Origin of the sequence: Dactylosporangium vinaceum (assembly GCF_019904175.1) — a bacterium.
In the GTDB taxonomy this organism is placed as follows: domain Bacteria; phylum Actinomycetota; class Actinomycetes; order Mycobacteriales; family Micromonosporaceae; genus Dactylosporangium; species Dactylosporangium vinaceum.
Genome location: NZ_CP061913.1, coordinates 7,939,787 through 7,964,202, shown reverse-complemented (window position 1 = coordinate 7,964,202; position 24,416 = coordinate 7,939,787). Strand labels below are relative to the sequence as shown.

Here is a 24,416-nt window from a genome sequence, read left to right as displayed (position 1 = left end):
GAAGACTACCCTCGGTCACATGAGAACTACGGTGTGCTCCGCTGTCGTGGTGGCGATGCTGCTGGCCGGCGGGTGCGCCGGGAAGGGCAACGGCACCGGGGAGGAGACCGCGGCCGGCGGGTATGACGCCGGGCTGACCCGGGTCGTCAACCCGTCCGCGACGCCCGGCGGGACACTGCGGCTGGCCAGCGCGAACGACGCCGACTCGTGGGACCCGACCCGGTCGTACATCAACGCCGTCTACAACCTCCAGCGCCTCTACGTGCGCACGCTGCTGACACCGGCCGCCGCACCGGGGACCACCGCGCTCGTGCCCGACCTGGCCGAGGACCAGCCGGCGGTGTCGGCGGACGGGCTCACGTACACCTTCCGGCTCCGTGACAACATCAAGTTCGAGGACGGCTCGCCGATCCGGGCGAAGGACGTGAAGTACGGCATCGAGCGGCTCTTCGCCCAGGACGTGCTGTCGGGCGGCCCGACGTACCTGATCGACCAGCTGGACCAGGGCCAGGAGTACGCCGGGCCGTACCGCGACGGGGCCGACCTCAGGTCCGTGACCACGCCGGATGACCGCACGATCGCGTTCCACCTCGCGGAGCCGTTCGCGGACTTCCCGTACCTGCTCGCGATGGGCGTCGCCGCGCCCGTCCCGCAGGTGAAGGACACCGGGGAGCGCTACGGCGACATGCCCGTCGCGTCGGGGCCGTACCGGTTCGAGCGCATCGAGGCGGGCAAGAAGGTCGTCTGGGTCCGCAACGACGCGTGGGACCCCGCGACCGACCCGGTGCGCAAGGCCCTGCCGGACCGCATCGAGCTCACCATCGGCACCGAGCCCAACGAGATCGACAGGCAGCTCTTCGACGGCACCATCGACGCCGACGCCGGCCAGGGCGGCGTGCAGCCGGCGAGCCAGGCCAAGATCAGGCTCGACCCGACCCTGAAGGCCAACGCCGACGAGCCGACGACCGGCTTCGTGCAGTACGCGGCGCTGAGCACCCGGGTCGCGCCGTTCGACGACATCCACTGCCGGCGGGCGGTGCAGTACGCGGTCGGCAAGCACGCGGTGCAGCTCGCGCGCGGCGGCGGGCAGATCGCCGGCGGCATGCTCCCGCCCGGGATCCCCGGCTACGACGACGGGCTCGACCCGTACCGGACGCGGTCCGGCCAGGCCCAGCCCGACAAGGCCAAGGACGAGCTCAAGCGCTGCGGCAAGCCGGACGGTTTCGACACCGTGATCGCGACGACCGGCAGCCCGCGCTCGCTGAAGACGGCCGAGGCGGTGCAGTCGTCCCTGGCCGCCGTCGGCATCACCGCGCGGCTGGACCCGTCGGACCCGTCGCTGTACGCCCGCTCGACAGTCGGCAGCCCGGACAACGTGCACAACAAGGGGTACGGGATCATCATGTCCGCCTGGTCGGCCGACTTCCCGACCGGCTACGGCTTCTACCCGACACTCGTCGACGGCCGCCAGATCCGGCCCAGCGGCAACAACAACTACGCCGAGCTCAACGACCCCCTCATCAACCAGCAGCTCGACGAGGCCCGCACGGTCGCCGACCCGGTCCGCGCGGCCGGGATCTGGCAACAGCTCGACGCCGAGGTGATGGACAGCGCCTCGATGCTGCCGCTCGTCTACGACCAGGTCCTCAACTACCGCAACCCGCGCCTCACGAACGTGTTCGTGAACCAGTACTACGGCACCTGGGACGTCACCGCGCTGGGCGTGGCGTGAGCAACAGCCGCCACCTGCCGGGGGCGATCCTGGCCCATGGCCGCGTGGAGCCGGTGATGTTCGCGCTCGTGGCGGCGCCGCAGGTTTGACGGGGCGCCGGCCTGGATATGCGGTGCGTATGCCTGCTACTGGACGCGACGGGGTACCGCGGGTCGACGACTCGGTCGACATCGACACCATCCGCGACGAGGCCGAGGACATCGCCGTCCCGGCGTTCGACTACATCGGTCAGCCCGTGGACGCGATCGTCGACGGGCTGACCGGGCACTCCGACAACCACGACCGCGACACCGAGGACACGCAGGTCGCCGAGGAGGACTGACGCCTCACGGGCAGTTCCAGGGGTCGGGCTCCAGCAACTGCCGCAGGTGTACCGCCGGTCCGTCCGCAAACGCCGGGTCCGCCCGGGGATCGGCGGCGATCGCCCGCTGCCACGTCAACGCCCGGATCACGTTTGCCGCGATCCGGGCGTGGCGCAGGTCCTCGAGGAGCGCGGCCCGCGGGGCGAGGTCGGTGAACCCGTCCAGGTAGGCGTCCCGCGCCGCGTCCCCGCCCCGCCGCAGCGCGACGAGCATCGACCCGAACGGATGCCCGACGACGCTGTCGCCCCAGTCGAAGAACCGTTCGCCGTCCGCGAAGACGTTCCCCTCGTGCAGGTCGGCGTGGTCGAGCCCGGCCGGGACCGCCGAGGCGCCCAGAGCCGCGGCGACGTCGGCGAACCAGCTCCGCCGCGCCCGGATCGCGGGCACCAGCTCGGCGGCCTCGTCGAACCGCTGCAGCAGCACGCTCGGGCGCATGTCGGTGACGCCGGCGGCGAGCAGCTGCGGCACCGCGCGGGACGTCGCTCGCTGCAGCTGCGCGTAGCGGGGGAGCGCCGCGAGGAACGCCTGGCCGCCGTCGTCCCGCTCGCGCAGCGTCGGCCCGCCGTCCGGCAGGAGCAGCCGGCCGCGCTCGGGATCGGCGGCGATCGGGGCCAGGACGCGGGCGGGGGCGAGGCGGTGCAGCAGCGGGTACAGCGCCACCTCGAACGCCACGGCGGGCGCCGGCGTCTTCAGCCACACCGGGCCGCCGTCGGTGTCGGCGCGCCGGACAGTGCCCCAGGCCCGCCGCTTCACCACCGTGACCGGCCCGGTGCGCCGCCGCCCGGCCTCGGCCAGCCGCGCGTCGAGCCACGCCTCAGGCGTCATGCGGCGCCGGCGCCTCCCGCCCCGGCCCGGCGAGCCCGCCGGCGGCCGCCGCGAGCAGGAGCTGCCGGTGCCGCGCGGCACCGGCGCGCAACGGTCGGGTCATACCGCCGAAAATACCAGCCGGCCCGCGCGGTCCCTGTCGACGACCGGCGCGCGGCCGGCCGGCCGGTGGTGCGGGTACGCTCTCGGGCGTGAAGATCGTCGCGGACGTCCTGGTCGCCGTCGTTGCGCTCCTGCACCTCTACTTCATGGTGCTCGAGATGTTCCTGTGGACGGCGCCGCGGACCCGCGCGGCGTTCGGGACCACCGAAGAGTTCGCCGTCGCCAGCAAGGCCCTCGCCGCCAACCAGGGGCTCTACAACGGATTCCTCGTCGCCGGGCTCGCCTACGGCCTCATCACCGGGTCCGTGGCGTTCCAGGTGTTCTTCCTCGTCTGCGTCATCGTCGCCGGGATCTACGGTGCGGCCACGGCCAGCCGGCGAATCCTGCTCGTGCAGGCACTTCCGGGCGCCCTCGCCCTTGCGGCGGTGCTGCTCGCGCGCTGAGCCCCGGGCGGCTCGGGCCGGCCTTGCGCACGCCTCCTCGGCATCTCCCTCGACCACCTAGCGAAGGTCGACCGAACGCCACTCGCCGCCCTCGGCCCACCAGACCACACCGGCCCGGGCCGCGGAGACGCCCGTGTTCTCGGTGAGCGTCTGCATGGTCGACGTGTCCAGGTCGTAGGCGACGAGTGTCGAGCGCTCGTTGCGATACTCGGTGAAGATCTCGTAGCGGCCGCCGATCGCCGCGTCGACGGTGATCGCGTTCAGGTTGCCCGGGACCCGGCGGCGGGCCGAGCCGTCCGGATGGCGGACGTCGAACAGGTACCTGTCGCCGGCCGCCGTCACCATCGACCGGCACCACGTCGGCGTGCACACGACCGACTCGGCGGCGGCCTTCGTCACCGTGCGCCGCGCGCCGGTCAGCGGGTCGGCCAGGACCAGCGGGGCGGCGTCGTCGACGCTGAGCAGCCACGGCCACGCCGTGTGCCGGAACCGGCCCGCGAACGCGACGGTCGTCACCGGGCCGCCGGTGACGGCGACGCTGCGCAGCTCGGTGCGGGTGTCGCTGTCCGGGGCGGCCGCGATCCAGTTGACCCGGCCGTCGGCGACGACCAGGTCGAACTCGGAGTCGAAGAACACCGCGGCGCCCATGTCCGCGGTCAGGGAGACGGGCGGGTCGGTGCCCTCGACGGCCGCCGTCCACAGCCGGGTCTCGTAGCCGCCGCCGGCGAGCGCCGAGGACTCCGCCCAGTACAGGCGGCCGGCCGCGGCCGTGAACCCGAGGAACTGGGCGTAGCGGCCCTTGGCGAGGCGGTGCAGCTCCCGGTCGCCGGTGGGGGAGCGCAGCAGGAGGCGGTCGGCGGTGTCGTCGGGCGTCGGGGCGGTACCCACCGAGACGGGAGCTGTCACATAGAACAGCGGGGTGTAGTCGGTGCCGTCGGCGAGGTTCGCGGAGATCGCCACCGACGGCTTCTCCATCGCCGCCACGGCCGGGGCCCGGGCCGGTGGCGGGGTCGGCGTGCGATGTGTGGTCGCCAGGAGGACGCCGCCGGCCAGCAGGGCCACGGCGAGCGCGATCAAGGTCCGGCCGTTCCTCATCCGCGCCCACCCTAACAACCGTATGAGAGTTTCACGCTGTCGAAGCGCTTGACCAGCCCCCCACCTGGGGCGCGTTGACCCGGAAGAGTGTCGAAACACACCATCCGCGCATGCCATTCAGATCGATGAGGACCAGATCCAGGAGGGTCGGCGCCGCAGCCGTGGCGGCCGTGGCGGTCGCGGCGATCGGCATCGCCGTCCAGACCGCCGCGCGGCCCGCGGACGCCGCCGCCGCCGACCCCTACGCGTTCAAGAACGTGCAGATCGAAGGTGGCGGCTTCGTGCCGGGCATCATCTTCAACCAGTCGCAGTCCGGCCTGGTCTACGCACGCACCGATATCGGCGGGGCGTATCGCCTCGACACCGCCACCAACCGCTGGGTCCCGCTGCTCGACTGGGTGGGGCAGGACAACTGGGGGTACAACGGCGTCGTCAGCCTGGCCACCGACTCCGTCGACCCCAACAAGGTCTACGTGGCCGCCGGCATGTACACCAACAGCTGGGACCCGAACAACGGCGCGGTCCTGCGCAGCTCCGACAAGGGCGCGACCTGGCAGACAAGTGTCCTGCCGTTCAAGCTGGGCGGCAACATGCCCGGCCGCGGGCAGGGTGAGCGGCTCGCCATCGACCCCAACAAGAACTCGATTCTGTACCTCGGTGCGCCCAGCGGCAACGGCCTGTGGCGCAGCACCGACTCCGGTGTCACCTGGGCCAAGGTCACGGCGTTCCCGAACCCCGGCAACTACGCGCAGGACCCGACCGACCCCAACGGGTACCTGACGGACAACCAGGGCATCGTCTGGGTGACGTTCGACAAGCGCAGCGGTACCGCCGGCAACACCACGCAGACCATCTACGTCGGCGTCGCGGACAAGCAGAACACGGTGTACCGCAGCACTGACGGCGGCACCACCTGGTCCCGCCTGGCCGGGCAGCCGACCGGATACATCGCGCACAAGGGCGTCCTCGACACGGCCGGCGGCTACCTGTACATCTCCACCAGCGACACCGGCGGCCCGTACGACGGGGCGAAGGGCGACGTGTGGAAGTACAACACCGCCACGGGTGCGTGGACGCAGATCAGCCCCATCCCGTCCAGCAGCTCCGACGACTACTTCGGGTACAGCGGCCTGACCATCGACCGCCAGCACCCGAACACGATCATGGTGGCCACGCAGGTGTCGTGGTGGCCGGACGCCATCTTCTTCCGCAGCACCGACGGCGGCGCGACCTGGACCCGGATCTGGGACTTCACCAGCTATCCGAACCGCAGCTTCCGCTACAAGATGGACATCACCCGCGCGCCGTGGCTCGACTTCGGCACCAACCCGCAGCCGCCCGAGGTCACGCCGAAGCTCGGCTGGATGAACGAGTCCGTCGAGATCGACCCGTTCAACTCCAACCGGTTCATGTACGGCACCGGCGCCACGATCTACGGCAGCACCGACCTGACCACCTGGGACACCGGCGGCCAGATCACCATCAAGCCGATGGCCCCGGGCCTCGAGGAGACCGCCGTCCTCGACCTGATCAGCCCGCCGAGCGGCGCCCCGCTGATCTCCGCCCTCGGTGACATCGGCGGCTTCCGCCACACCAACCTCGACGCGGTACCGGCGGCGATGTTCAAGCAGCCGATCTTCACCTCGACCACGAGCCTCGACTACGCCGAGCTCAACCCGAGCGTGATGGTCCGCGCCGGCAACTTCACCGACTCCGACCGGCCCAACGACAGCCACGCCGCGTTCTCCACCGACGGCGGCGCGAACTGGTTCCAGGGCTCCGAGCCCGGGGGCATCAACGAGGGCGGCACCATCGCGGCCAACGCCGACGGCTCCCGGTTCCTGTGGGCGCCGAAGAACAGCGCGGTGGTCTACTCGGTCGGCTACGGCAACACCTGGACCCAGTCCAGCGGCATCCCCCAGAACGCGACAGTCGAGTCGGACCGCGTGAACCCGAACGTCTTCTACGGGTACAGCGCCGGCAGTTTCTACGTCAGCACGAACGGCGGGGCCAGCTTCACCACCGCCGCCACGGGGCTGCCGACCACGGCGAAGTTCAAGGCCGTGGCCGGGGCGACAGGCGAGGTCTGGCTGGCCGGCGACACCGGCCTCTACCGCTCGACCGATGCCGGGGCCTCGTTCACGAAGCTCGCCACCGCGACCGCCGCGCTGAACGTCGGCTTCGGCAAGGCGGCACCCGGGCGCACCAACCCGGCGGTGTTCATCGTCGGCACGGTCGACGGCAAGAAGGGCGTCTTCCGCTCCGACGACGCCGGGGCCAGCTGGCTGCGCGTGAACGACGACGCGCACCAGTACGGCAACATCGGCGAGGCGATCACCGGTGACCCGCGCATCTACGGCCGGGTCTACATCGGCACCAACGGCCGCGGCATCATCTACGGCGACCGCACCGGCCCCCAGCCGTCGTACTCCGTCTCGCCCTCGGCGTCCGGATCGCGCTCGGCGTCGCCGTCGGTGTCGGCCTCCGTGTCCCGCTCGGCCTCGGCGTCCAGCTCGCCGTCGCGCTCCACGTCACCGTCCGCGTCCGTCTCGGTCCCGGCCGGCGCGTGCAACGTGGCGTACAGCGTGACAGGCCAGTGGGGCGGCGGCTTCCAGAGCTCGGTGAAGATCACCAACGGCTCCGCCACCGCCGTCAACGGGTGGACGCTGAAGTGGACATTCGCCAACGGCCAGGTCATCAACCAGATCTGGGGCGGCGTCAACGCCCAGTCGGGCGCGAACGTGACAGTCACCAACGCCGACTACACGAAGGTGATCGCCGCGAACGGCGGCACCGCCGAGTTCGGCTTCCTGGCCAGCTGGAACAACACCACGAACGCCAAGCCGACGGCGTTCACGCTCAACGGCACGGCCTGCTCCGTCTCGTAACGTTTCGCTGTGATCGGATACGCCGGCCCCCGGTTCCAGGGGCCGGCGTTTCTGATTTGCCATAAGGTACCTATGTGACTCTGCGCCGCCGTGCCGTGACCGCCGCTCTCGCCTGCTCACTCCTGCTGACCGGCTGCTCCGCCGGCACGGACACCGGCACCAAGCCGGTCCAGGGCCGTCCGCTCAACGCCGCCGGCGCCACTGCGACCGGGCCCTCGTCCGCCCCGCCGGCCCGCTCCGGCGGCTGCGTGTACAAGCCGTCGCCGGCCGACGCGACGACCAAGGACGTCGGCGTCCCACCGGCGACCCCGAAGGCCGCCAAGGCGACGATGAGCATCACGACGAACCTGGGCCCGATCGAGATCACCCTGGACGGCGTGGGCGCTCCGTGCTCGACGGCGAGCTTCGCGTACCTGGCGGGCAAGCAGTTCTTCGACAACACCAAGTGCCACCGCCTCACCACCCAGGGCATCTGGGTCCTCCAGTGCGGCGACCCGTCCGCGACAGGCACCGGCGGCCCCGCGTACCGCTACGCCACCGAGAACACGGGCGCCCCGTACCTGCGCGGCACCGTGGCGATCGCGAACACGGGCCAGCCGGAGAGCAACGGCAGCCAGTTCTTCATCAACTACAAGGACAACACCCAGCTCCAGACCGACTACACGATGCTGGGCCAGGTCACGAAGGGCATGGACCTGATCGACCAGGTAGCCGCGGCCGGCGTGGCCGCCGACCCGAACGGCACCGGCGACGGCCCGCCGAAGACGGAGATCGTCCTGCAGAAGGTCACGATCGCGTACGCCTAGTGGGATCGACCTGCGCGGCGCCGACGAGGCCGCCCGGCGCGGTCCTGGTGCACTGCGCCGCCGGCCAGGACCGCACCGGCATGCTGATCGCCCTCCTCCTGCGCGTCGCGGGGGTGCCGGACGCGGTGATCGCCGAGGACTACGCGTACTCCGCCGTGTGCTGGCAGCGGCCCGACGAGTGTGAGCCGGCCACGATCCGGGGTGCGCTGGAGCGGGTCGACGAGCGGTTCGGGGGCGTGGAGGCGTACCTGCGCGCCCACGGGCTCACCGACACGCAGCTCACCGCGCTGTGCGATCGGCTTGTGGCTTGACGCGGCTCGCTGGCGCTCGGCGGCGTCGCGCTGACACCTGGTTGACACCGGCCCGTCGGTAAGGTCTGGGGATGCGGGCGATCGTCTTCGACTTCTTCGGCACGCTTACCGACCCGGGGATCGAGGGCGGCCGGCGGGGTGCGGCCGCGGTGACGGCCGCCGCGCTCGGGGTGGAGCCGGAGGCGTTCTGGACGGCGATGGCCACGTCGTTCACGGAGCGGATCACCGGCCGGCTCGGTGGCACGCGGACGATCCTGGCCGAGATGGCCCGGCGCTGCGGGACGGAGGCGACCGGTGCGCGCCTGGATGCGGCCGTCGAAGCCCATCATGCGGGGTCAGTACCGCTCTGGCGTCCCCGGCCCGGCGCGCTCGACGTGCTCAAGTCCCTGCGCGGGCACGGGATGCGCCTGGGCGTGCTCAGCGACTGCGGAGCGGAGCTGTGCCAGGGCTGGAGCGGGACGGACTACGCGCCGCTCATCGACGCCGCTGTCTTCTCGTGGGAGGAGGGCGCCCGCAAACCGGCGCCGCGGCTCTACGCGACGGCGGCCCGGCGGCTCGGCGTGCAGCCGGCTGAGTGCTGGTACGTCGGTGACGGTGGAAGCCGCGAGCACCAGGGGGCCCGCGACGCGGGGATGCGGCCGGTCCTGGTGACGAACGCGGGCTACCCGGGCGCCGGGGTGCATCGCGACGACCCCGACTCGTTCATCCCGTCCGACACGGTCGACGACCTCACCGACCTCGCGACCCTCCTGGCCACCGCATAATCCCTGGTGCCGTGCCGTGCCGTGCCGTGCCGTGCCGTGCCGTGCCGTGCCGTGCCGTGCCGTGCCGTGCCGTGCCGTGCCGTGCCGTGCCGTGCCGTGCCGTGCCGTGCCGTGCCGTGCCGTGCCGTGCCGTGCCGTGCCGTGCCGTGCCGTGCCGTGCCGTGCCGTGCCGTGCCGTGCCGTGCCGTGCCGTGCCGTGCCGTGCCGTGCCGTGCCGTGCCGTGCCGTGCCGTGCCGTGCGCGGCCGGTGCGGGTCGGGTGGGGTGGCGGCTGTGGTGCGCGGCGGGCTCCTACTGCAGCGACGCGGCGAGTTCCGCGTTGCGGGTGGCGAAGTCGCGCCAGTCGGCGGGCGTGGCGGTCAGGTAGCGCTTCGCCCGCTCCGGTGGGCACGGGCGCTGGGTCCACTCGTCCAGGCGGCCGGCGCGGACCCGGAACAGGACCAGGATGCCGTTCGACCAGCCGGCGGCGCTCAGGTCGGTGGGCTCCAGCGTTGCCGTGCGCTGCGGGCTGACGATCCAGTCCAGCGCCTCCAGCTCCTCGTGGATCTCCGCGGCCAGCTCGAACGACAGGTTCGAGGATGCCCGGTCGCGGGCGGCGATCAGGTCGGCGCGGGCCGTGGCCAGTTCGGCGGGGTCGCGGGCCAGGATGGCGCGGATGGAGGTGGCGAGGGCGGCGCGGTCGGCCGCGGTGACGCCGCGGGCGGCGGCCATGTCGCGCTCGGCGCCGGTGAGGCGGGCGGCGGTGTAGGCGAGCGGGCGGATGCGGTGCAGGGCGGAGACGGCGTTGCGGGCGCGGGCGCCGCCGAGATACGGGCCGAAGTAGCCGGGGCCGGGGGAGTACAACACCTTGAGGCCCGGATTGGACGGGCCCTCCTCGAGTCCGATGTGGACGGTTGACTCCTGGCCGTCGCGGGCGCGGTTCCAGCGGGGTTTGCGGCGGCGCAGCAGGTTGCGTTCGAGCCAGGCGGCCTCGTGGACCGAGTCGCAGACGACGGCCTCGACGGCGCTGATGAGCGGGGTCATCCGGCGCAGGCGGGGGCGGTCGCGCAGGTCGGACCAGTAGGACGCGACCCGCGAGCGCAGCTGCGTCGCCCGGCCGATGTAGAGGACCCTGGCCTCGGCGTCGCGGAACCGGTAGACGCCCGGCTGGTTGGGCAGGCGGCGGACCTCGGCTGGCACAGACATCATATCCAGTATCGCTTGTTCACGTTTCGCCCACTAACCTGCCTCGATCGGGTTACTTTGGTGGTCAATGCACCAATAGGACTCACGGGGCAAGGTCCATGACGCTCAAGAAAACACTGCAGTTCGGCCTGGTCATCTTCCTCGTCTGGTTCATCGCGTTCCGCCCGGACGCGGCGGCGAGGGTGGCCCGCGGCATCGGCGGGCTCATCGCCCAGCTGGGCACCGGATTCGGCGACTTCTTCACCCGGGTCGTCTCGTAGCGCAGGGCGGCCCGCCACCCCTCCGGCGCGCCGCTAGTGTCGATCGGTGCACTACTGCCAGCGCTGCGACGAGCCCATCGCCATGGCACCCCGCGGGGATCTCGCGGTCTGCCCCGACTGCGGCCACACCGAGCCCGCCCGCCGGCTGCCGCTGTTCATCGTCACCGGCGCTTCCGGCTCCGGCAAGACGACGGTGTTGCCGCACCTCGTGCGGGGGCTGCCCGAGTGCATGGTGTTCGACGCCGACTGGCTGATCGGGCCGTTCGAGCGGGCCTGCGAGTTCGGCGAGGTCGACTGGCCGGCGCTGCGTGACGCGTGGCTGAGCGTGGCCCACGGCGCGGCCCAGAGCGGGCGGCCCACGGTCCTGCTGGCCCCGTTCACCCGCGAGCAGCTGGATGCGCTGGCCGGTCGCCGCTGGATCCGGGAGCTGTACTTCGCCGTCCTCGACTGCCCCGATGACGTCCGCACGGCCCGGCTGGAGGCCCGGCCCCGCTGGCGCGAGCGGGCGATCGACAAGCACCTGGCCTTCGCGGCGCACCTGCGGGCCACCGTCGACCTAGTCGTGCGGACCGATGACGTGTCGCCCGAACAGTCAGCCGCCCACATCATCGCCTGGGTCAACCGTACGCTGAGCCCATGACGCAGACGACGCACACGCTCTCGCTCCCGGGCGCCGACCTGGTGTACGACGTCGCCGGCCCGCTGCCACCCGCCGGGGGGCGGCCCGTGCTGTTCATGATCGGCCAGCCGATGACCGCTGACGGGTTCCGCTGCCTGGCCGGCCACTTCCCGGAGCGCACGGTCGTGACCTACGACCCGCGCGGGCTGGGCCGCAGCACCCGAGCCGACGGCCGGTCCGACAACACCCCGCAGCAGCAGGCGGCCGACCTGCACGAGCTGGCCGCGGCGCTCGGCACCGGCCCGGTCGACGTGTTCGCCAGCAGCGGCGGCGCGGTGACGGCCCTGGAGTGGGTCACCGCCCACCCGCAGGACGTCGGCACGCTCGTCGCGCACGAGCCGCCGATCAACGCCGTGCTCCCGGACGCCGAGGCGGCCGGCCGGGCCCAGGCGCGCTTCAACGACGCCTATGAGGCCGGGGGCACCGGCGCAGGCATGGCCGCGTTCATCGCGATGACCGCGTGGACCGGCGAGTTCACCGAGGACTTCTTCGCCCAGCCGCTGCCCGACCCGGCCGCGTTCGGCATGCCCGCGACCGACGACGGCACCCGCGACGACCCGCTGCTGTCCAAGCGCTCCTGGGCGATCACCGGTTACCGGCCGGACGTGGCCGCCCTGACCGCCGCCCCGACCCGGATCGTGGTCGCCGTGGGCGAGGAGTCGGCCGGCACCTACACCGCCCGCACCGCCGAGGGCCTGGCCGCCGCGCTGGGCCAGGTCGCCACCGTGTTCCCGAGCCACCACGGCGGATTCCTGGGCGGCGAGCACGGCTACGCGGGCAAGCCGGAGGAGTTCGCGGCGAAGCTGCGGGACGTGCTCGGCTGAACGACCCGGTCGGGGCGGATCACCGTGACCGTTCCCGACGCCACCCGCCAGGCCCGGGCGGCGGCGTCACGCAGTCCCATGCTCAGGCCGAGCCCGGCGAACGGCGGCAGGGCGTGCGTGGCGTCCCGGCCCGCAGGACCCGGCCGCCTCCCGGACCGTGCTGGCGGCGCGTCGCAGCCGATCAGCCACGAGGCGGTGACCCAGCCCCGCCACGATCACCGTCGTGTCCATGGCGGGGAGGGGTACGCCGGGCCGTACCTACTCGAAGCGCAGGCCCTCTGGGCGCATGAGCCGGAACAGCGGCGGCAGGCTGGCCGCGGTGACCAGCAGGACCACGGCGGCCGCGATGGCGCCCACGACCCCGATGCCGGCCCAGTCCGGGCGGACCTCGACGACGACGATCCGCAGCAGCGCCGAGCCGAGGATCAGGCCCATGATCGAGGCGGTGACCAGGCCGAGCGCGACCGGCACGGCGGTCTGCCACAGGATCGACCAGGCCATCGTGGCCCGCCGGGTGCCGAACGCGACGAGCGCCGCGAACGTCCGCCGCCGCTCGCGCAGCTGCTCGACGGTGCTGACGAGCAGGCTCAGCCCGACGAGCACGAGCACGACCGTGGCGCCGGCGAACAGGCCGCGGCGGATGCTCGCGAACGTCTTGTCGACGCCGACCGCTGAGAGCATGAAGACGTCGTTGGCCGGGCCGATCGACATGGCCGTGTTGCGCACGCGCTCGGCCACGTCGGGGGTGGCCCGATCGATGCCGATGAAGGTGTAGAAGTGCGCGTCGGCGCCGATCGGCGGGGCCGCGGACGGCGTGACGAGCAGGCCGGTGTGCTCGGAGCCGAACGGGTCGCGGTGCTGCCTGACCGTCGTGAGCCGGGCCGGTGCGCTCCAGCGGATCGGCTCGGCGCCGTCCTTGGCGTCCTTGCCGAACTCGAGCTCCTTGCCGCCGAGCGCGGTGGCGTCGAGCAGGCCCTGCGGCTGCTGCTCCGGCGGGATCGAGGCCGGGTCGACGGCGAACACGTCCCCGTCCGCGCACGACGGCAGGCTGGCCATCAGGCGCAGCGTGTCGCAGTCGGCCACGACCATCTCGAGGAAGTCCCGGTCGCCGGCGCCGATCGGGCCGCCGAAGTGCTGGTAATACGAGTGGGCGGTCTTCACGCCGGGCGTGCCGCGCAGCGCGGCCTCGACCTCGGCCTGGCTGTGCACGGTGGTGAGCCCGCCCAGCTCGGTGCGCATGACCGCCTGGACCTGGGTGACGTCCTGGTCGGTGGGCGCGGTGCTCTGCGCCTGGGCCGCCGCGAACAGCATCTGCAGCGCGATCGTCCCGGCCACGGCGACCGCCACCGCGTTGACCGCCCGCAGCGCGCTGTCGTGGGACAGCTGCAGCCGGCGGATCGCGATCTGCCAGGCGACCGGGCCGCCGGAGCTGAGGCGGGTGACAAGCCTGTCGAACAGCCACGGCAGGAGGGTGGCCAGGCCGAGCAGCAGCAGGATGATGCCGAACGCCGCCTGCCACACGTTGAACCGTTCGGTGCGGTGCCCGCCGAGGAGCGGCACGAGCAGCGCGGCCCCGCCCAGCAGGGGCAGCAGCCGCCACCACAGCCGCCGCTTCGCCCTGGCCACCGCCTTGCGCACGACACCGAGCGGCTCGACGACGACCCGGCGAAGAGCCAGGAGCGTCATGAGCAGAGCCGCAAGTGGTACCGCGACCACGATCGCCCCCGCCAGCAGTGGGGTGGGCCGCACGTCGGAGGCGTACACGCTCAGCCCGGCCAGCTCGAAGCGCTCGGCGACGGACCGGGCGGCGAAGAAGAACCCGAGGCCGATGAGCACCCCGAGCGCGGCGCTGACGACCGCCTCACCGGCGGCGATCCGGCGCGTCATCCACGTGTCCGCCCCGACCAGCCGGACCGCGGCGAGGCGCCTGTCGCGCTGCTCCCCGCCGAAGCGGGTGGCGGCGGCGACGAACATGGCCACGGGCATGAGCAGCACGACGAAGATGACGACGACCAGCAGCAGCAGGACCGGGTTGAGCGGATCGTTGCTGCTCTCGGACCCGTAGTGCGTGAGCCGCAGCACCTGGGGCTGGTCCTGCGCCAGGTCGGCGCGGGAGCCGTAGAAGTACAACTCGTTAGGGCCTGAAAGTCCTTCCTTGCCGATCGTGCCGCTGATCGGCTGCGGGAAGCGGGCGCGCAGCAGGGCCCCGTCCGGCGACGCGAGCAGGTCGCGCAGGGCCGGGGAGACGACGATCGAGCCCACCGGCGGCAGCGCCGGCACGCCCGGCGGCAGGATCGGGTGGGCGCCGTCGGGCTGGATGAAGCGGCCCGTCACGGCGCGGTCGTGGTAGGAGCTCTGGATCGGCAGCATGAGCACCGACGTGTCGCTGCGGGCCGGCTCCTCGCTGCCGTAGTGCAGGTCGTCGCGGGCGTCGGTGCGCACGTGGCGGCCGTCGAGGATCCCCGGGATCGACACGGACAGCAGCAGGACCGCCACCCCCAGGCCGACCCCGAGCGCGGTCAGCACCGTGCGGACGAGCCCTTCCCGGCCGCCGCCGATGGCCAGCTTCGCGCCGAGCCCGACCTCGGACGACCAGCGCCGCAGCGCGCCGGGGCGGGCGTGCGGGCGCGGTGCGCTCATCGGGTCCGCTCCAGGTCGAGGGCCCGGCCGTCGCGCACGACGATCTCGCGGTCGGAGTAGGCGGCGACCCGCGGCTCGTGCGTGACGAGCACGACGGCGGCGCCGTTCTCCCGGGCGGCCGCGGTGAACAGCCGCATGACCCGCTCGCCGTTGAGGGAGTCCAGGGCGCCTGTCGGCTCGTCGGCGAACACCACCCGGGCCCCGGTGACGAGCGCCCGGGCGACGGCGACGCGCTGGCCCTGGCCGCCGGAGACCTCGCCGGGCCGCTTGGTCGTCACGTCGTCGATCTCCAGGCGTTCCAGCCAGTCGCGGGCCCGCTGCTCGGCGTCGCGGCGGCGGACCCCGTCCAGGCGCAGGGGCAGGGCGACGTTCTCCAGGCAGGTGAGCTCGGGGACGAGCTGGCCGAACTGGAAGACGAAGCCGAACTCGCTGCGGCGCAGGGCGCTGCGGCGGCCGTCGGACATGGCGGAGAGCTCCTGGTCGCGGTACATGACCCGGCCCGCGTCGGGCCGCAGGATCCCGGCCAGGCAGTGCAGCATCGTCGACTTGCCGGAGCCGGACGGGCCCATGACGGCCACGACCTCGCCGGCCGCGACCGACATCGAGGCGCCGGCCAGGGCCTGGGTGGCGCCGAACGTCTTGTACAGGTCGTCGGCCGACAGCAGTGTGGGCATGCCGTCGCCTCCGCCTCGCTGCGAACCATTCACGGACGCACATCCTTTGCCAGGTCGTCGAGGCGCGCGGCGGTGAGCTCCAGCCAGCGCAGATCGGCCTCGAGGTGGAAGAGCGCGTGGTCGCAGATGAGCTGGTCGGACAGGTCGCCGGCGCTCTTGCGGCGGGTCAGCTCGCGCATCAGCCGCAGGTGCTCGGCGCGCTGGGTGTCGAGCACGTCGGCGGCGGCCCGGCCGCTCATCAGGGCGAGCACGACCTTCATGTACAGGGTGCTCTGCAGGTACGGCTCCGGCTTCTCCGGCTGCGCCAGCCACTGCTCGACGTCGGCGACCCCGGCGTCGGTGATCGCGTAGCGCTTGCGGTCCGGGCCCTCGCCCGACTCGACGCTGTCGACGCTTACCAGGCCGTGCTTCAGCAGCCGGGACAGCGTCGCGTACACCTGCCCGTAGGCGAGCGGCCGGTCGATGCCGAAGCGCTCGTCGTAGGCCCGCTTCAGGTCGTACCCGTGGCGGGGGCGGGCTTCGAGCAGCCCCAGAAACGCTTGACCGATGGACATGGCCGGGACTCTACACCACACGTATACATGCTGTGTATACGTGTGGTGTAGAGCATGCTGATCAGGCATTTCATACAACAGGGCCCTGCATTTGTACGGCGATTCGTGCCAACCGCAATGCGCGAAGTGTGACCGGCGCCACGGTGGGGTGTTTTGTCCGGTTAGCGCGACTTGTTCGTAGCTAGCGTCGCCCGGAACACCCTCACCCGACCGGAAGGAGCTCCGTGCACCTGCCCGCCTTCATGCAGTCCCGCCGCGCGCGCCTGGCCGCCGTGGCCGTCGCCGTCGCCGTGCCCGCCGTCGTAGTGCCAGTCGTGTTCTCCACCCGCGAGAGCGGACTGCCCGGGACGAGCGCCGACAGCGCCTACGCGTTCCCGGCCACCCCCGACCACATCCCGGACACGCCCGTGCGCGTCAACCAGGTCGGCTACCTGCCGGACGGCCCCAAGCGGGCCACCGTCGTGTCGGACTCCGCCCGGCCGCTGGCGTGGCAGCTCAAGGACAACGCCGGCAAGGTCGTCGCCGCCGGCGAGTCCGAACCCCGCGGCCTGGACGCCTCCTCCGGGCAGTCCACCCACGTCGTCGACTTCAGCGCGTACCGGGGCAGCGGTCACACCTACACCCTCGAGGTGGACGGGCGCAGCAGCCTGCCGTTCGACCTCGACCCGAAGGCGTACCGGCAGCTCAGCGTGGACGCCCTGTCCTTCTTCTATCCGCAGCGCAGCGGCGTCGCCATCGACGGGGCCATCGCGCCCGGCTACGCCCGCAAGGCCGGGCACACCGCCGACACCCCCAACGGCGGCGACTCGAAGGTCCCGTGCGTGCCCGGGACCGGCTGCAACTACACCCTCGACGTCACCGGCGGCTGGTACGACGCCGGCGACCAGGGCAAGTACGTCGTCAACGGCGGCATCTCGGTCGCCCAGCTGATGAGCCTCTACGAGCGCTCACCGAAGGCGTCACAGGCCCGGGCGCTGCGCCTGCCCGAGCACGGCGGCAAGACCCCGGACGTGCTCGCCGAGGCCCGCTGGGAGCTCGACTTCCTCACGAAGATGCAGGTCCCGGCGGGTGAGCCGCTGGCCGGGATGGCGCACCACAAGGTCCACGACGCCGGCTGGACCGCGCTGCCGACCGACCCGGCCGCCGACACCCAGCAGCGGCAGCTGCACGCCCCGTCGACCGCCGCGACCCTCAACCTGGCCGCCGCGGCCGCGCAGGGGGCCCGGGTCTTCGAGCCCTACGACAAGGCGTACGCGGCCAAGCTGCTCACCGCCGCGCGGACCGCGTACGCGGCGGCCCTGGCCCACCCGACCATGTACGCGCCGGACTCCGACTCGACGGGCGGCGGCGCCTACGGCGACACCGACGTCGGCGACGAGTTCTACTGGGCCGCGGCCGAGCTGTTCATCACCACCGGCGAGAAGCAGTACGGCACGGCCGTGACGAGCTCGCCGCTGCACCGGGCCGACGTGTTCGCCGCACCGTTCGACTGGCGGGCGACCGCGGCCCTGGGCCGGCTCGACCTGGCCACCGTGGACAACCGGCTGGGCGACCGGGAGCGGGTCCGGCAGTCCGTCGTGGACGGGGCCGACCGCTACCTCAAGACGATGGCCGGCCAGTCCTACGGGCAGCCGTACGCGCCGAGCGGCGGCTACGACTGGGGCTCGAACAGCCAGATCCTCAACAACCTGGCCGTCGTCGCCACCGCGTTCGACCTGACCGGCAAGGCGAAGTACCGCGACGGCGTGCTCTCCGGGATGGACTACATCCTCGGCCGCAACGGGCTCAACCAGTCCTACGTCACCGGCTACGGCGAGAAGGCGTCCAAGAACCAGCACAGCCGCTGGTACGCCCACCAGCTCGACCCGAAGCTGCCGAACCCGCCGCGCGGCACCCTCGCCGGCGGCCCCAACTCGCAGCTGCAGGACGAGGTCGCCGGCAACGCGCTGCGCGGGTGCAAGCCGCAGCTGTGCTACATGGACGACATCATGTCGTGGTCGACGAACGAGCTGACCATCAACTGGAACGCGTCGCTGGCCTGGGTGTCGTCGTTCGTGGCCGACCAGACGTGACTCAGCCCGGGGGCGGCCAGGCGTCGCCCCACTCCGCATCGCGGGCGGCCTTGTACACCTGGCCCTCCCGCTTGGACACCAGCACGGGCCCGACGGTCGTATCGGGCTGACACACCTGCAGCGTGACGAGCCCTTTGCGGAACGCGGGATGCCTGACGATCCGGCCCCGCGTTCCGGCCGGGCCGGGCACGGCGGCCACGAAGCTGAACTTCTCGTCCTCGTAGCCGAGGCTCGCCTCCTTGAGCCGGCGGTGCAGCGACGAGCGGTTGACCCGCGCGGCGAAGTGGCACCAGTCCCTGCCCTGCAGGCCGCACGCGAGCTCGTGCGGGCACGGCGCGGCGATGTGCCAGCCCCGGCGCAGCAGCTGGTCGCGGGCGGCGAGGATGCGGCGGTAGCCGGGCGGGGTGCCGGGCTCGATCAGCACCACGGCCGTGCCCGCGGCTGTGGCCGCCTGCTCGACGAGGGTGTGCTGCTGCTCCTCGTCGAGCTCGGTGAGCACGTACGACGCCGTGACCAGGTCGGCCGCGGGCACCGGCTCGCCGAGCTGCCACGGCTGCCAGGTGTACTGCTTGGCGATGCGCTCGCCGAGCTTCAGGGCCTCCGGCACCTGGTCCAGCACGGTGTGCGGCATCGTGCCGTAGCGCTCCTGGACCGCCCAGGCCGCGGCTCCGGTGCCGCCGCCGAGGTCGACGTGGCTGCGCGGAGCGATCGCCGGCAGCGTCGCGAGCGCGGCGACGACCGCGGCGTGCGTCGCCGGCATCCGGTACGCCGCGTACGCCGTCGCATCCACCATGTTGCGGATCAACGGCTCGCCGGCTGGCAGGCCGCTGCGGTACACCTCGATGAGCCGGCGCACCGAGTCGGTGAGCCGGGCCGGCGGCACGTCGGCCAGCAGCGCGTCGAGCGCCTCGCGCAGCTCAGGCATGCCGCTTGCGCCCGGTGCGCCACAGCGTGCGCAGCACCAGCAGCGTCGCCACGCCGGCCACGACGATCGCGGCCAGGTTGATCAGCAGCTGCAGCGCGGAGCCGCCGGCCTCGTGGGGCACCCCGTAGGCGAGGGCCACCGCGATGTTCGCCGCCGCCGGCACCGTCGTGACCGAGATGAGCACCCCGATGAGCGGCCCGGCCTTGGCCGAGGTCAGCGACAACATGCCGGCGACGCCCGCGAAGAACCCGACGACCCAGGACAGCGCGTCGGGCCGCCAGATGAAGTCGGTGAGCGGCCGGTCGCGCAGCAGCATGCCCTTGTCCACCAGGCCGAGCAGATCCAGGCCCCAGGTGGTCAGGACCGTCACCGCGATCGCGGCCGGGAAGCCGACGGCCAGGGCGACGAGCGCCCGCCGGACCGGCCGCCCGCGCCGCCGCACGATCCCGACGCACAGCGACGCGAGGGGCCCGAACTCCGGCCCGACGACCATCGCGCCGACGATGAGGATCGGCTGGTCGAGCAGCACGCCGATGCCGGCGATGACCGTCGCGATGGCCAGCATCGCCAGGAACGTCCCGGACAGCTCGGTCTCCTGCCCGGTCTTCTGCTCGATCTCGTCCCACACGACCGCGTCCCCGGACAGCCCGGGCGCCGCGTCGGCCGCCCGCTCGGCCGTGCGCGACAGCGACACGTCGACGTTCTCGATGGCGATCGACCCGCGCTCCTCGATGCCGAGCTCCCGCAGCGCCGACAGCACGGGGCTGGCGGACTCCCGCACGACGTCGGCGAGCACGACGTCACCGGCCGGCTCCCGGGCCGCGCCGGGCATGACGATGACGTTCGTCGCCCCGGCCTCCCGGTTCAGCAGCCCGACCACGCGCTCGGTCGCCTCCGGCGGACTGATCACTCTCAAGTGCAGCACCCGACCATTATCACGACCGCGGCCGGAAGCCCTCGAAGGCCGCCTCCACCGTGCCCTCGCCGTGGGTGAGGCCGGGCAGGGCCCGCTCCAGCTCGGGCAGGCGGACCGCCGGGATCGTGCCCTGCACGGTGAAGCGGGCCGGGCCCACGTCCGGCGGCTCCGGGACCGCACCGAAGCGGGGCAGGGCACCGAGCGTGGCTGTGAGCGCTCCCACCGGGCCGTCAAGCGTGAAGCGGTGCACGGGCTCGCACAGCACGGTCCCGGCTCGGGCCAGGGCCCGGGGCACGAGCTCGGCGCTCAGGCGGCGGAAGTCACCGGCGGTGCTCACCGGTGAGATGTAGCCGCATCGCGTGACCGTGACGCGGGCGTCGTCGACGTCCCAGCCGTGCCGTCCGCCGCGGGCGAGGGCGGCGCGGACGTACCTGAGCATCGAGTCCTGGAAGTTGGCGACGGTCTTGTAGACGTACAAGGGCAGATGCTCGAACGGCACGTCGAGGCGCACCTCGAGACCCTCGCCGGGGGCGATCTCGAGCTCCAGGGTCGCCATGTGCTGGTTGCCGTCCTTGCCGATGACGGCCCCGGCGCGGCCCCGGCCGGCCGGGCGCTCCAGGTGCAGCGTGACGGTGGCGCCGAACGTGACGGCCAGGCCGTACTCCTCGGCGAGCGTGTCGCGGATGACCTCCCGCTGGACCTCGCCGTACAGCTTGACCTTGAGCTCCCCGCGCTCCTCGTCGAGGCGCAGGTCGATGAGCGGGTCCTGCTCGGCCAGGCGTTGCAGCGCGCCGTGCAGTGCCCGGCGCTGCCCCGGGTCGACCGGCTCGACGGTGGCCTCCATGGTGGGCGGGGCGAACACGGCGCCGTGAGCGCTCCCGGTGCCGAGCGTGTCGCCGATGCGGACCGTGCGCAGGCCGTGCACCCGGCCGATCTCGCCCGGGCCGATGTGCTCGCGCCGGCCGTCGTCGATGGCGGTGACCTTGTCGTCGTTCACCCGGGTCCGGGCGCGCAGCACGCCCGCGAAGACCCGCACGTGGGCCGTGCGGTCCCGGTCGATCTTGAATACGGTGGCGCGCAGCTCGGCTTCGGCGTCCTCCGCGGCGGCCGGGAGGTGCCGGGCGATGGCCCGGGTGAGCTCGTCGATGCCCTCGCCGGTGATGGCGCTGCCCTTGTACGCCGGGAACACCTTGGCCTGCGCGGTGAGCCGGCCGATGTCGATCGGCCGATCGTCCAGGTAGGACTGCAGTGCCTCGTCGTCGCTCTCGGCGAGGGCCGCCTCGTGCTCGCGCCACATGGGGATGGCCTGGTGGCCGATCTGGCGGAGCACGCGGTCGGGGTCGGCGCCCGTCCGGTCGGTCTTGTTGATGAACACGAGCGTCGGGACGTGCAGCCGCCGCAGGGTGCGCAGCAGGATCCGGGTCTGGGCCTGCATGCCCTCGACCGCGGAGACCACCAGGATCGCCCCGTCGAGCACGCGCAGGGCCCGCTCGACCTCGGCGATGAAGTCGGGGTGGCCGGGCGTGTCGATGAGGTTGACGGTGAGCTCACCGAGCCGGAACGTGGCGACCGCGGTCTTGATCGTGATGCCGCGGCGGCGCTCCTGGTCGAGCGAGTCGGTCTGGGTGCTGCCCGAGTCGACGCTGCCGAGGCGGTCGATGACGCCGGCGTCGAACAGCAGACGCTCGGTCAGGCTTGTCTTACCGGCGTCGACGTGCGCGACGATGCCGAGATTGAGGATGCTCACAGCGGGTCAGGTCCTTCACGGGCGAGGCGGACGAAGGCCGGGGCGTGATGACCTGTCGGCGCATGTCCTGCTCCTCACTCGTGCGGCTGTGCACTGCTGCCGGTGACTGTACCGCGTTTCTTGTCGTACCCCGTCGCTATTGTGTCGGCCATCTACTGGACGTGAGAGAGGCTCGGGTCGATGGCGCAGACGACGTATCTGGAACTGTCCGAGGACACCGGGAGCGCACACAAGTTCTGGGAGTGCACTGTCGACGGCAACCAGATGACTGTCCGCTACGGGCGCATCGGCGACGCCGGGCAGACCACGACCAAGACCTACGCCGATGGCGCGAAGGCCCAGGCCGACGCCACCAAGAAGATCGGCGAGAAGGTCCGCAAGGGCTACGCGCCGGCCGTGCCGGGCCAGCGCGCGCCGCGCTCGGTGACCCGCCGCGTGATCGTCAGCCAGCACTCGACCGCGAAGACCGCGCCGGTGCTGTGGAAGTACCGCTCGGGCGCGCCCGCCTTCGGCATTTTCATCGACAAAGACGTCTGCATGGTCGGCAACGAGAAGGGCGCGATCACCGTCCTGCGCCACGACGCCACCGTCGAGCGGCAGTATCAGCTGCCCGACGGCGTGAAGTGCATCGTCGCCGACGACGCCTGGATCTACGCCGGCTGCGACGACGGCAACGTCTACGACCTGTCCGGCAAGGTGCCGCGGCTGGCGTACACCATCGCCCCCGACATCGACATCTACTGGCTCGACATCCACGACAGCATCCTCGGTGTCTCCGACGCCAAGGGCGGCATCTGCGCGATCGACCACGAGGACGAGTTCCTGTGGCGCCGCCAGGGCCACGGCGCCGCCGGCTGGATGGTCCGCTGCGACGCCGACGCCGTCTACCACGGCCACGGCCGCGGCGTGACCAGCTACGACTGGCGCACCGGCGACGAAAACTGGTATCAGCCGACGAAGGGCGCCGTGCTCTTCGGCTGGCAGGAGGCCGACTCGGTGTATTCGGGCATGTCCTCCAACTCCGTCCTGCAGTTCACCAAGTCCGGCCGGCCCGGCGTCACCTACCGCTGCGACGACACCATCTTCTCCAACGCCACCGCCCCCGGCGGCCGCTACGTCTTCGCCGGCGACCACCGCTCCTCCGTCTACTGCTTCGCCGCCGACGGCACCCGCCTGTGGAAGCTGGGCACGGGCTGCGGCAGCGCATACTCGATGCAGTACCACGACGAGCGCCTCTACATCGTCACCACCGACGGCTCCCTGGCCTGCATCGACGCCAGCGAGGAGGCCGTCCGCGCGGCCGAGCAGGGCGTCGTGCCGGAGTTCGTCGACGTCAAGGCCCCGGCCGCGATGACCCGCGTGGCCCCGTCGACAACCGTCGAGCTCACCCGCGCCGCCGACACCGCCGCCGGCGACGGCGTGATCGTCGAGTGCATCCAGGAGGGCTCCCGCCTGCGCATCCGCGTCCTGAGCGACGGCTACCACCGCGACTGGCAGGTCCAGTTCCCGAAGGGCATCCGCGAGCCCAACGCCCGCTACCTGGTCTCCGAGATCCGCGAGTCCTCCCGCGGCGGCTTCTACCGCGCCCTGGGCGACATCAAGAAGCTGGTCTGACCCCAGCCCCTCCCGGGGGCGGCCCGCAGCGGCCGCCCCCGGCTCCGCCCGGCCGGCCGGCTGACACTTCAGGGGGCTGCGTCGTCGGGCCCCGTGGAGGTGGTGCGTGATGAGCGCGGTCATGGATGAGCGGCGGCAGCTGCTCAACGTGGCGTATCGGCTGCTGGGGTCGCTCGCCGACGCCGAGGACGTCGTGCAGGAGGCGTTCGCGCGGTGGTACGCCCTCGCGCCCGACAAGCGCCGCGGCATCGCCTCACCCGGGGCCTGGCTCACGACCGTGACCAGCCGGATCTGCCTGGACCTGCTCGGGTCGGCGCGGGTGCGGCGGGAGCGCTACGTCGGCGAGTGGATCCCGGAGCCGCTGCCCGGCGACACCGACGGCGGCGCGGGCGCGGACCCCGCCGACCGGGTCACGCTCGACGAGTCAGTCAACATGGCGTTCCTCGTGGTGCTGGAGAACATGACGCCGGCCGAGCGGGTCGCGTTCGTGCTGCACGACGTCTTCCGGTACTCCTTCGCCGAGGTCGCCGCCGTCGTCGGACGGTCGCCGGGGGCGTGCCGGCAGCTCGCGTCGTCGGCCCGGCGGCGCATCGAGTCGGCCCGGGTCGAGCGGGCCTCGGCCGAGCGCAAGGCCGGGCTCGTGCGCCAGTTCGCGCGGGCCTGGGCGGCCAGGGACATCGACGCGCTGATCGGCGTCCTCGACCCGGATGCGGTCGCCGTGTCCGACGGCGGGGGGATCGTGCCGGCACTGCTGGAGCCGGTGGTCGGGGCCGCGGCGATCGCGCAGGGGATGATCCGCATCCTCACGCTGGGGCCGGAGCTCACCGTGCTGGAGCGGACAGTCAACGGCCAGCCCGGGCTCGTGGCGCAGGTCGGCGGCGTCACCACAACCGTGATGGCGTTCGAGGCGGCCGGCGACCGGATCACCCGCATCTGGGCCGTGCGCAACCCGGAGAAGCTGCGGACCTGGACAAACGGCTGACCCGTCCGGGTTGTGCC

Annotated in this window: 22 protein-coding genes; 13 read left to right on the top strand and 9 right to left on the bottom strand. The window is 72.5% G+C overall.

What is annotated here, in order from left to right:
• Positions 1-19: 19 nt before the first annotated feature.
• Positions 20-1,732 carry an ABC transporter substrate-binding protein gene (locus Dvina_RS35725; protein ID WP_223093683.1) on the top strand — a complete coding sequence of 571 codons (1,713 nt, stop codon included), beginning with the start codon at positions 20-22 and terminating at the stop codon, positions 1,730-1,732.
• A 118-nt stretch (positions 1,733-1,850) separates the two neighbouring features.
• On the top strand, positions 1,851-2,054 hold the full coding sequence (locus Dvina_RS35720) for a hypothetical protein (RefSeq protein ID WP_223093682.1): 204 nt from the start codon (positions 1,851-1,853) through the stop codon (positions 2,052-2,054).
• Between the two features lie 4 nt (positions 2,055-2,058).
• Here Dvina_RS35720 and Dvina_RS35715 read toward each other — a convergent pair whose 3' ends face one another.
• Positions 2,059-2,919, bottom strand: coding sequence for an aminoglycoside phosphotransferase family protein (locus Dvina_RS35715; protein WP_223093681.1), 861 nt, complete (start codon positions 2,917-2,919; stop codon positions 2,059-2,061).
• A 191-nt stretch (positions 2,920-3,110) separates the two neighbouring features.
• Here Dvina_RS35715 and Dvina_RS35710 point away from each other — a divergent pair, with 191 nt between their 5' ends.
• On the top strand, positions 3,111-3,464 hold the full coding sequence (locus Dvina_RS35710) for a DUF1304 domain-containing protein (protein ID WP_223093680.1): 354 nt from the start codon (positions 3,111-3,113) through the stop codon (positions 3,462-3,464).
• Positions 3,465-3,521: 57 nt separating this feature from the next.
• Here Dvina_RS35710 and Dvina_RS35705 read toward each other — a convergent pair whose 3' ends face one another.
• Entirely contained in the window at positions 3,522-4,559 is a 1,038-nt protein-coding gene (locus tag Dvina_RS35705; RefSeq protein ID WP_223093679.1) for a hypothetical protein, read from the bottom strand.
• Positions 4,560-4,684: 125 nt separating this feature from the next.
• Between Dvina_RS35705 and Dvina_RS35700 the strand changes: the two genes are divergently transcribed.
• From Dvina_RS35700 to Dvina_RS35685, 4 genes are all read left to right on the top strand, one after another.
• On the top strand, positions 4,685-7,447 hold the full coding sequence (locus tag Dvina_RS35700) for a cellulose-binding domain-containing protein (RefSeq protein ID WP_246655538.1): 2,763 nt from the start codon (positions 4,685-4,687) through the stop codon (positions 7,445-7,447).
• 74 nt (positions 7,448-7,521) lie between these two features.
• Positions 7,522-8,253 carry a peptidylprolyl isomerase gene (locus Dvina_RS35695; protein WP_223093677.1) on the top strand — a complete coding sequence of 244 codons (732 nt, stop codon included), beginning with the start codon at positions 7,522-7,524 and terminating at the stop codon, positions 8,251-8,253.
• Positions 8,253-8,564 carry a tyrosine-protein phosphatase gene (locus tag Dvina_RS35690; RefSeq protein ID WP_223093676.1) on the top strand — a complete coding sequence of 104 codons (312 nt, stop codon included), beginning with the start codon at positions 8,253-8,255 and terminating at the stop codon, positions 8,562-8,564. Before Dvina_RS35695 ends, Dvina_RS35690 begins: the two co-directional genes overlap by 1 nt.
• A 71-nt stretch (positions 8,565-8,635) precedes the next feature.
• Complete coding sequence (locus Dvina_RS35685; protein WP_223093675.1) at positions 8,636-9,328, top strand: HAD family hydrolase; 693 nt, start codon at positions 8,636-8,638, stop codon at positions 9,326-9,328.
• A gap of 290 nt (positions 9,329-9,618) precedes the next feature.
• Here the strand turns inward: Dvina_RS35685 and Dvina_RS35680 are convergent, their stop codons facing one another.
• A complete protein-coding gene (locus Dvina_RS35680; protein ID WP_223093674.1) occupies positions 9,619-10,512 on the bottom strand; it encodes a hypothetical protein in 894 nt (297 codons plus the stop codon).
• Positions 10,513-10,610: 98 nt separating this feature from the next.
• On the opposite strand from Dvina_RS35680, the gene Dvina_RS35675 reads away from it, so the two are divergent.
• From Dvina_RS35675 to Dvina_RS35665, 3 genes are read left to right on the top strand one after another with little or no spacing between them, the layout of a single operon-like run.
• Positions 10,611-10,772, top strand: a complete 162-nt coding sequence (locus tag Dvina_RS35675) for a hypothetical protein (protein ID WP_223093673.1) — start codon at positions 10,611-10,613, stop codon at positions 10,770-10,772.
• A 46-nt stretch (positions 10,773-10,818) separates the two neighbouring features.
• Complete coding sequence (locus Dvina_RS35670) at positions 10,819-11,412, top strand: P-loop nucleotide/nucleoside kinase family protein (protein WP_223093672.1); 594 nt, start codon at positions 10,819-10,821, stop codon at positions 11,410-11,412.
• Positions 11,409-12,275, top strand: a complete 867-nt coding sequence (locus tag Dvina_RS35665) for an alpha/beta fold hydrolase (RefSeq protein ID WP_223093671.1) — start codon at positions 11,409-11,411, stop codon at positions 12,273-12,275. Before Dvina_RS35670 ends, Dvina_RS35665 begins: the two co-directional genes overlap by 4 nt.
• 258 nt (positions 12,276-12,533) lie before the next feature.
• Here Dvina_RS35665 and Dvina_RS35660 read toward each other — a convergent pair whose 3' ends face one another.
• From Dvina_RS35660 to Dvina_RS35650, 3 genes are read right to left on the bottom strand one after another with little or no spacing between them, the layout of a single operon-like run.
• Complete coding sequence (locus Dvina_RS35660; RefSeq protein WP_223093670.1) at positions 12,534-14,915, bottom strand: ABC transporter permease; 2,382 nt, start codon at positions 14,913-14,915, stop codon at positions 12,534-12,536.
• Entirely contained in the window at positions 14,912-15,589 is a 678-nt protein-coding gene (locus tag Dvina_RS35655) for an ABC transporter ATP-binding protein (RefSeq protein ID WP_223093669.1), read from the bottom strand. The genes Dvina_RS35660 and Dvina_RS35655 overlap by 4 nt, the downstream gene beginning before the upstream one ends.
• A 29-nt stretch (positions 15,590-15,618) precedes the next feature.
• A complete protein-coding gene (locus Dvina_RS35650) occupies positions 15,619-16,143 on the bottom strand; it encodes a PadR family transcriptional regulator (protein WP_223093668.1) in 525 nt (174 codons plus the stop codon).
• Positions 16,144-16,367: 224 nt separating this feature from the next.
• On the opposite strand from Dvina_RS35650, the gene Dvina_RS35645 reads away from it, so the two are divergent.
• The gene (locus tag Dvina_RS35645; protein WP_343217045.1) at positions 16,368-18,215 is read left to right on the top strand and encodes a glycoside hydrolase family 9 protein; all 1,848 of its coding nucleotides are present in this window, start codon (positions 16,368-16,370) and stop codon (positions 18,213-18,215) included.
• A 1-nt stretch (position 18,216) separates the two neighbouring features.
• Here Dvina_RS35645 and Dvina_RS35640 read toward each other — a convergent pair whose 3' ends face one another.
• The 3 genes from Dvina_RS35640 to Dvina_RS35630 are packed head-to-tail and all read right to left on the bottom strand — an operon-like array spanning position 18,217 to position 21,803.
• Complete coding sequence (locus Dvina_RS35640) at positions 18,217-19,140, bottom strand: small ribosomal subunit Rsm22 family protein (RefSeq protein WP_223093667.1); 924 nt, start codon at positions 19,138-19,140, stop codon at positions 18,217-18,219.
• Positions 19,133-20,065, bottom strand: a complete 933-nt coding sequence (locus Dvina_RS35635) for a DUF389 domain-containing protein (protein ID WP_223093666.1) — start codon at positions 20,063-20,065, stop codon at positions 19,133-19,135. The genes Dvina_RS35640 and Dvina_RS35635 overlap by 8 nt, the downstream gene beginning before the upstream one ends.
• A gap of 10 nt (positions 20,066-20,075) precedes the next feature.
• On the bottom strand, positions 20,076-21,803 hold the full coding sequence (locus Dvina_RS35630) for an elongation factor G (RefSeq protein ID WP_223093665.1): 1,728 nt from the start codon (positions 21,801-21,803) through the stop codon (positions 20,076-20,078).
• A gap of 180 nt (positions 21,804-21,983) precedes the next feature.
• Between Dvina_RS35630 and Dvina_RS35625 the strand changes: the two genes are divergently transcribed.
• Positions 21,984-23,417 (top strand): WGR domain-containing protein, encoded by a 1,434-nt coding sequence (locus tag Dvina_RS35625; RefSeq protein ID WP_223093664.1) that lies wholly within the window; start codon positions 21,984-21,986, stop codon positions 23,415-23,417.
• A gap of 109 nt (positions 23,418-23,526) precedes the next feature.
• Positions 23,527-24,399, top strand: a complete 873-nt coding sequence (gene sigJ / locus Dvina_RS35620) for an RNA polymerase sigma factor SigJ (protein ID WP_246655537.1) — start codon at positions 23,527-23,529, stop codon at positions 24,397-24,399.
• Positions 24,400-24,416 lie beyond the last annotated feature (17 nt).